Source organism: Chamaesiphon sp. OTE_20_metabat_361 (assembly GCF_031364565.1).
On record NZ_JANLWO010000595.1, the window covers coordinates 1 to 7,603 of the forward strand.

2 protein-coding genes and 2 pseudogenes are annotated in these 7,603 nt (G+C 49.7%); 1 reads left to right on the forward strand and 3 read right to left on the reverse strand.

Going from position 1 to position 7,603, the window contains the following annotated elements:
* Nucleotides 1-537, forward strand: a pseudogene (locus tag RMO35_RS17105) (ribosome biogenesis GTPase Der); the annotation flags it as partial.
* 338 nt (nt 538-875) lie between these two features.
* Here the strand turns inward: RMO35_RS17105 and RMO35_RS17110 are convergent.
* The 3 genes and pseudogenes from RMO35_RS17110 to RMO35_RS17120 form a co-directional block, all read right to left on the reverse strand.
* Nucleotides 876-4,175 (reverse strand): choice-of-anchor I family protein, encoded by a 3,300-nt coding sequence (locus RMO35_RS17110; protein WP_309742521.1) that lies wholly within the window; start codon nt 4,173-4,175, stop codon nt 876-878.
* A 266-nt stretch (nt 4,176-4,441) separates the two neighbouring features.
* Complete coding sequence (locus RMO35_RS17115) at nt 4,442-6,769, reverse strand: alkaline phosphatase (protein ID WP_309742522.1); 2,328 nt, start codon at nt 6,767-6,769, stop codon at nt 4,442-4,444.
* Between the two features lie 189 nt (nt 6,770-6,958).
* Nucleotides 6,959-7,603, reverse strand: a pseudogene (locus RMO35_RS17120) (potassium transporter TrkA); the annotation flags it as partial.

Sequence of the window (7,603 nt, forward strand, 5' to 3'; positions counted from 1 at the left end):
CTCGCCGGACGGATTGCCGAAGAAGGACGCGCGTGTGTAATTGTCGTCAATAAATGGGATGCAGTCGAAAAGGACTCCTATACTATTTATGACTATCAATCACAATTAAACAACCGCCTCGCTTTTACCGAATGGGCTGAAAGTATCTTCGTGAGCGCTCTCACGGGACAACGCGTTGATAAAATTCTCGAAATAGTCGATCGAGCCGTCGAACAACACCGTCGTCGTGTCAGTACCGCCACAATCAACCAAGTGCTCGAAGAATCTACCTCTTGGCACAATCCCCTGGTGACTCGCCAAGGTAAACAAGGTAAAATCTATTACGGTACTCAAGTCAGTGCTCAACCACCGACGATCGCGCTATTCGTCAACGATCCTTCCCGATTTAATGATAACTACCGTCGTTATATCGAGAATCAATTTCGGACGCAACTAGGCTTTGCCGGAACTCCACTCCGCCTCCTCTGGCGTGGTAAGAAGCAACGTGAAGGCGAGAAGATTGTCAACCGCGCAACTAGAGTCAAGGCGGCTAAGTAGGGAATAGGAGATACATTCGGTATTGATGTTACCCCACCCCAGCCCTCCCCTTATAAAGCGGCTCGCTCCGGTCGGGTTCCCCGACCATGGAAGCGAGACAAGACAGGGGAGGGAGCCGGAAAGCCTACCGTGTACACACAAGTTATTTGAGTCGATGCGTAGTCTTTTACCCCACCCCAGCCCTCCCTTTATAAAGGGGAGGGAGCCGGAAAGCCCCCCCTTTATAAGGGGGGGTTGGGGGGGTAGAGCACCAGCAGAAACGAAGTCCAACAGGTGTATACGCGTTAGCCTTTATAAGGGGGGTAAGCCCCTACCTTGGGAGATGACACCGTTGGAAATTAAGCAAATACGAACTGACTAGCGTTGCTAGTACTCAAACTACTAGCCTGAATACCCGTTAGTACCGCCAAAGTTTTACCACCAAAATCGATATTAGTATCAGCACCAATTTGATTTAATTTAATCGTGCTAGCACCAATGCCCAAACTCTTGGCACCCTGAATGCCGATAACGTCGGTACCGATTTGGAAATCGAGAATAGTATTCGCCGCACCAGGAAGTTCGGTATTAGCAATCCAAAACTGGTCGGCACCAGCACCACCAGAGAGGAGATTACCGCCGCCACTACCAACAAATAACTTATCGTTACCGTCGCCACCCAAAGCGCGACCATTCGTGCCGAGGAACAGGGTATCGTTCCCCGCACCAGCCGAGATCCGATAGTCTTGAGCATCACCAGCTTCAAAAATATCGTCGCCAGCAGCACCAAAAACTCGATCGCGATTACCGACAAAAACGGTATCATTACCACTACCAGTATCGAGCCGATTATTACCAGCTAAAGCACCTGCAATAGGCACGTCTACAGTATCGTTGCCGGAACCTGTAAATACCGTGTCACTAATGCCATCAAACCCAGGCGTAATGCCAGCGATAAGATTGTCGGCACCCGCTGTACCCGATACCAAGTTGAACGCAGGTTCTACCGCCGGAACTTCAGGCACTAGATCGGTACTCAATGTTAGGATTTGGGTAAACTGGGTGGGACTAAAGTTATTGTCACTGACTAAGACAATTGATTGGCGACCGTCGGCGAGCTTGGCACCAAAAGCTAAACCTTCGATGTTGTCTAGTCCGGTTGGTAGTTCCAGCGCATCCAGATTTAGCAGCAGCCGTTTTTGGACGGGTTGGAGAGCATTTAATTGCGCTGGTGTCAAGCTGGCTAAACTATCGATCGAACTAACATCCGAGGCACCTGGCAAGGAGATTTGATAAATCTTAATCGTATTGCCAGTACCGGGGACACCTGTCGAGAACGAGCGTTCGAGAGCCAACATGGTACCGCGATTATCGATCGCGAGTAGATCGACCAAACCATTGGTAGCAAAGGCGGTCGCGGGTGTGGGCGCAACGGCAACCCGATCGGTTTGATAGATATATTCTTTTTCCGCTAGACCTGTATCGAGGTTATACTGGACGATCCGCGAATTCGTGCCAGTTGTGGCGGTCGCGATCGAGCCATCCTGGAATAACGAATTTTCGGTGGCTGTATAGAGTGTACGGCGATCTGGGGCGATCGTCAGGCTCTCGAAAGCGGCATTATTTCGCACGCCAGCGGTCTGGGTATCGGCAGCATCGACGATGCCGTTCTTATTGGTATCCTCAACTTTGGGTAAAAATTTGGTCGGTATGTTTAGAGAGCGAACTTCTTGCCCGGTGGCGATCGAAAATTCCTTAATAAAGGGGTTCGTGACGCGACCCGCCGCCGGATTTACTTCACCTTCGGATGAGACAAAAATCGTCCCATTTCCAGATAGGGCAATCCCTTCAGGATCGAGACTGTTGAGCGCGAAAGGATTACCCGCTGCATCTTTGAGCGCGGTAACGCCTGTAAAAGTTACGCCAGTAGTCGCCAGTGTATTTGGGTCGAGGGTGAAGTTGTAAAACCGAGCGGGGCCAAATTGAGATCGATCGTCAGAGATGGCATAGTAGCTCTTACTCATCGGATCGTAAGCGACCCCAGATAAACCGCCCAGTGGCACATCTACGCCGTTAATTTTACCAGCCGCACCTGTGGGGACTAGTCCCGTTGGTAAGATCTGTTGACCGACAAAACTCGCACTAAATGTAGATCGATCGTCTAAAGATATTTCAAAGACTCCGACTGTCTTGCTAACTTCCGCCGCAGTCACCAACAGCGGCTTACCAGTGGGACTATCCGCCGCCGATATAAAGGTCAACCCTTCAACACCAGTATCTTCCGGCGGATTCAAATACTGAACGAATTGCGGCTGATTGGGATTGGTGACATCGTACACAATGACATCGCCAGTGCGCTCTAGACCGATGAAAGCATAGGTGCGATTGTTGATGACCCCAACGACGACACCTTCAGGTTCTGGCCCCTTATTGTCGCTGCGACCATCGAAACTAGCAGCAGTACCATCCGAGTTAAAGCTAGTCGGCGACAGGGTTGCAGTGATTTGTTCCAATCGATCGCCACTGTCGTAGATTTGCTTGCCAGTAGCATCCCAAATCGAGAACGAACGCGCCCCAAACGACTCGATTCGATCGAAATCACCATCGCCATCGGTATCGCCAGTCGCTCTAGTCACCGTCAACCGACCCAAATTAGCATCCTGCTTGAGCGTCGCCGCAGTGGGGAATTTAGCCGAATCTAGCGCATAGCCAGCCGCTCCGACTCGTACCTCTTCTGCAAATCCCGTGTAGTCGCGGGCGTCGCCCTCATTGGCAGTAATATAGTAAGCCTTCCCCGCGATCGAAAAACTCGCGATCGCATCAGGTTGATACAAGCCAAAAGCTGGCTGATTTTGAATGTTAATTTTACCAGTCGTGGCAGTGAGATCGCGATCGCTAGCATCAATGCCATTGCCGGGGAGATTGTAATTCTTCGCTCCTAGTGGTGCAATACTGGTAATCTTGCCAGTCGCGATATCCAAAATCGCGACCGCGTTGTTCTCCTGGAGTGTCACCCAGGCTGTCAACCCATCGGGCGAAACAGCGATGTATTCTGGCTCCAAATCTTGGGCGACGGTCGCTCCAGGGCCAATAATCCGCACGCCGGATGCTCTAAGTGCGGCAGCTTGACTATTATAACTAGTAAAATCTGCCGTCTGGACTGTCGCCGCAGCCGCACCACCCGCAAGATTGATGATGCTCACCGAACCTTCAGGATCGACAGAGTTGGTTTGCCCGTAGCTATTCGGTTCGCCTTCATTGGCAACCAATACTTTCATGCCATCGGGCGTAAAAGTCAACATATCCGGCAACGCACCCACCGCCACCGAGTTCAAAAATGCACCGCTGGCGGCATTATAAAAACTAACTCGTCCGGGGAGTTGCGCTCTGGTAGTCGTATCTTGAATTGCATAAGCGACCGCAACAATTCCATTTTTGACAGCGACGCTATTTGGAATCGCTTGAGTACCTGCGGGCGATGTAAATCCAGTCAGCAACGAGCCATCAGCCGAGAGTGCGCCCTTATTACTGAGTTTCTGAATTTCGACAATCGACCCAGCAACCACAAATAATCGATCGCTGATAGCATCGAAAGCCGTAATTTCGGCTCCATTAGTACTGACAATGCCGCCAATTTTCTGCAAAGGCTCGGTGTTCATTATTTATTATTTTAAATTTTGGTTGTGAATGGGGGAGTGGGGAGAGGGGGACGGTGTATGCACAAGTCTGTTGGGCTTCGTTTCCGGTTGGTTTACCCCCCCAACCCCCCCTTTATAAGGGGGGGCTTTTCTTGCTCCCTCCCCTTATAAAGGGAGGGCTGGGGTGGGGTAAAGATCTACGCAGCAAATCCAATAACTTATCGATACGCGGTAGGGGACGAGGAGAGGGAAAGATTGTAGTCCCTATCCCCTATCCCCTAGATCGATTAACCGAAGACAAACTGACCAGCGTTGCTAGTACTCAAGCTGGTAGCTTGAATACCGATCAATGTTGCTAAGGTTTGAGTACCAAAGTTAATCGCAGTATCCGCACCAACTTGAGTCAACTTCAGCGTGCTAGCACTGATGCCCAAGCTAGTAGCCGCTTTAATTCCGATAACGTCAGTACCGATTTGGAAATCAACAACCTTGTTGCCAGCACCAGGAAGTTCGGCATTAGCAATCCAGAATTGGTCGGCACCAGCACCACCAGAGATGGTGTTACCGCCGCCATTACTAGCAAAGAATCGATCGGCACCATCACCACCGAGCGCGAAGTCATTGCTACCGAGGTAGAAGTCGTCGTTACCAGCACCACCAGACATTCGGTTGCCACCTTTGCTGTCGAGAGCTTCAAAGATATCGTCACCCGCACTACCGAAAGCGCGATCGTTGCGGCTGACGTAGATAGTATCTCCACCCGAACCACCATCGACGCGGTTGTTGCGGGCGTTGGTGTTGAAAGCCAGATCGATAATATCGTTACTACCACCAGTGAAAACAGTGTCGTAAACACCATCAATACTGCTGCTAGCAGATGCAATCAAGATATCGGCACCAGTAGTTCCAGCTACTAGCTCCTTCTGAACGGTGTCAATTGCTGAAGCGATCAGCGTTTCACCAATATCAACTTGGCTAATGAAACCAGGAATACCTTGAACTGGTTTGCCATAAGCTTCATAGCCTGTACCGATCGAATCTGTTAGTAGCTTGGATTCAGGCCCTTGATAGTAAACAGGCACTGGACGGTTGGTGTGGTTGCCCCAACCGTACTTATCAGTTGCACTAGTACCCCAGAAGTTACCAGATCCGGCGATCGTATCGTTATTGGTTAGTTCGCTGATACCGTTAGCAGCATTATTTTTGACCAGAGTTGGGAAATCACCGTTGAGTGTCAGATAGTGATCGTGGTCGGCGGTAACGATCAGTTGGTTTTCTTCCCAACCACCATTGGCATTAATCCACGCGATAACCGAACCAACTGCTTTATCGAAGTCTAGTGTGGCACCAATCAGGTTGTCGATGTTGTTATCGTGAGCAGCCCAGTCAATATCACCACCTTCGATCGTGACCCAAAAACCGTCGGGATCTTTGCCTAAGATGTTCAGCGCAGCTTTAGTCAAATCGTCGAGAGTTGGGTTTTCATTGCGCTCGGTGGCGATGAATTGAGCGTCAGTTTCACCAGCTTTTAGCGGACGCAGGAGATCTGGATTCAATCCTTTGGTGCTATTGACGCTGAACATATCCAGACCAGTGGTGCTGTAGTCACCATTGGCAGAACTGACAGGTAAGTTACCATTTTGACCGCGCGCACCATATAAACCGAACAGGCGATCGCCATTATTGGGATCGATTTTGGCTGCTGTTTCGGCTAGCACCTTAGCGGCATCTTTACCACGTTCTAGGAACGTGTAGTCGTAGAGGTTGTCGTTAGGCTTGGTGCTGAATTCTTTGTAGGTAGATGCTTTGATGTAGGTATTATCTCGCAGTGGCTCGACTCCGGCGGGGAGTGGATTACCAGGCGTAGATAAGGGATGACCGCCGCCGAGGATAACGGTAGGCTGATAGATGCGGAGTTCTTGCTGAAGAATGTTATCTAGAGCGGGATAGTCTTCGTCGTATTTATTCCGGCGGTTGACATTGGCGGCGGCGGCGGCGGGAGTAGCATGATCGATCGGGACTGATGTCACTAAACCAGTCGATTTACCCTGTGCTGCGGCTTTAGCCAAAGCACCTTCTAAGTTATCTTCAAAGATATCAACACCGATCGCGTTGTTGTAGCTCTTAACGCCAGTGTAGAGGGTGGTTGCGGTATTGGCTGAGTCAGGATAGCTGAGTTTGATATATTCTTTGTCCGTACCTGGTGTCCAGGGGTTGACACCACCACGGACTGGATCGTAACCAACTAAGTTACCAACTACGCCATCGCTGACTTTTGCCCCACCACTAGCAGTCGTACCAGGGTTAAAAGCAGGGTTGAATACAAAACCAGCAGTCGCTGGGTTGACACCTGTGGCAGCAGTACTAGGGCCAGTTACAGCAGCCTGACCAGTATTGTATACGCCATTAGCATCGGGAATCGTTGTTCCGTATGTGGTCGCTAATGTATAGCCCGTGAGGGTCTGCATGTTCAGACCAGTACCTTTGCCAGCAGTATAAAAATCGCTGAGGCTAGTACCAGTTTTACCTTCTTGGATTTGCTTGTAAACGGCGGCTGCGCGGGTCATTTCCCAGCCCATACCGTCGCCGATCATGATGATTGTATTCTTAGCCATGCAATTAAACTTTCCTGTAGATATCTATTGAAGTAGACCTCAGAAGATCGACTGGTGTCTAGTTTGGCATGGCTGTTCGATCGATGCGAGTATAATCGATCGCATCGACTTGAGAATATAATTAAGATTTTTTATTATCCACGAACAAATCTAATTCTTAACTACTTGTTAATCAAATTATGTTATTTCTTAAATTAAAGATAACCTGTGAGCGATCGGATCGATCGGGATGATTTTAGCTTTGACACGTAACTGTTCTAACGCACGCACTAATCGTTGAGCTTGATGTTGATAGAGCGGAATATCCAAAATTCTTGGTAAATTTTCCATCAAATCTCTAGCTGTTCGCAGCGAACAACCAGAGATGCGTCCGATGATATTTGCCCCTTCAAAAGTGGATTCTGCGGTCATCGCCAGCTCAACTTCAACCTGCCAAGATTTGGGGTATCGTTGGCGGAGCCTCTCAGAATGAGAATCGCCGATATCGATCCGGCGCAAACTCTCTGTCGTTGCCAAAACGACCAATCGATCGCCACTTGCTAGCAAAATATCGTCGGTAGGCATTAAGGTTGCGGGAAGGGGATTGCGCTGATGCAAAATGGGCACTACGCCATAACCATAGGCAACTTCAGCTAGCAGCAATCGATCGAGCGTGTCGCCTGCTTCGATGTGATATTCAGTAACTAAAATAGTCTGCCGATCGATGTGAAATAGATTCAGAATATTTTCACCGAATGCCGCTCCGGCAAACACTTCTGCCGATACTGCCTGCATCCCCAATACGCGGGCAGTGGGCAGCGTTTTTGTCAGGTGTTGGCTCAATCTTTGTCCCGA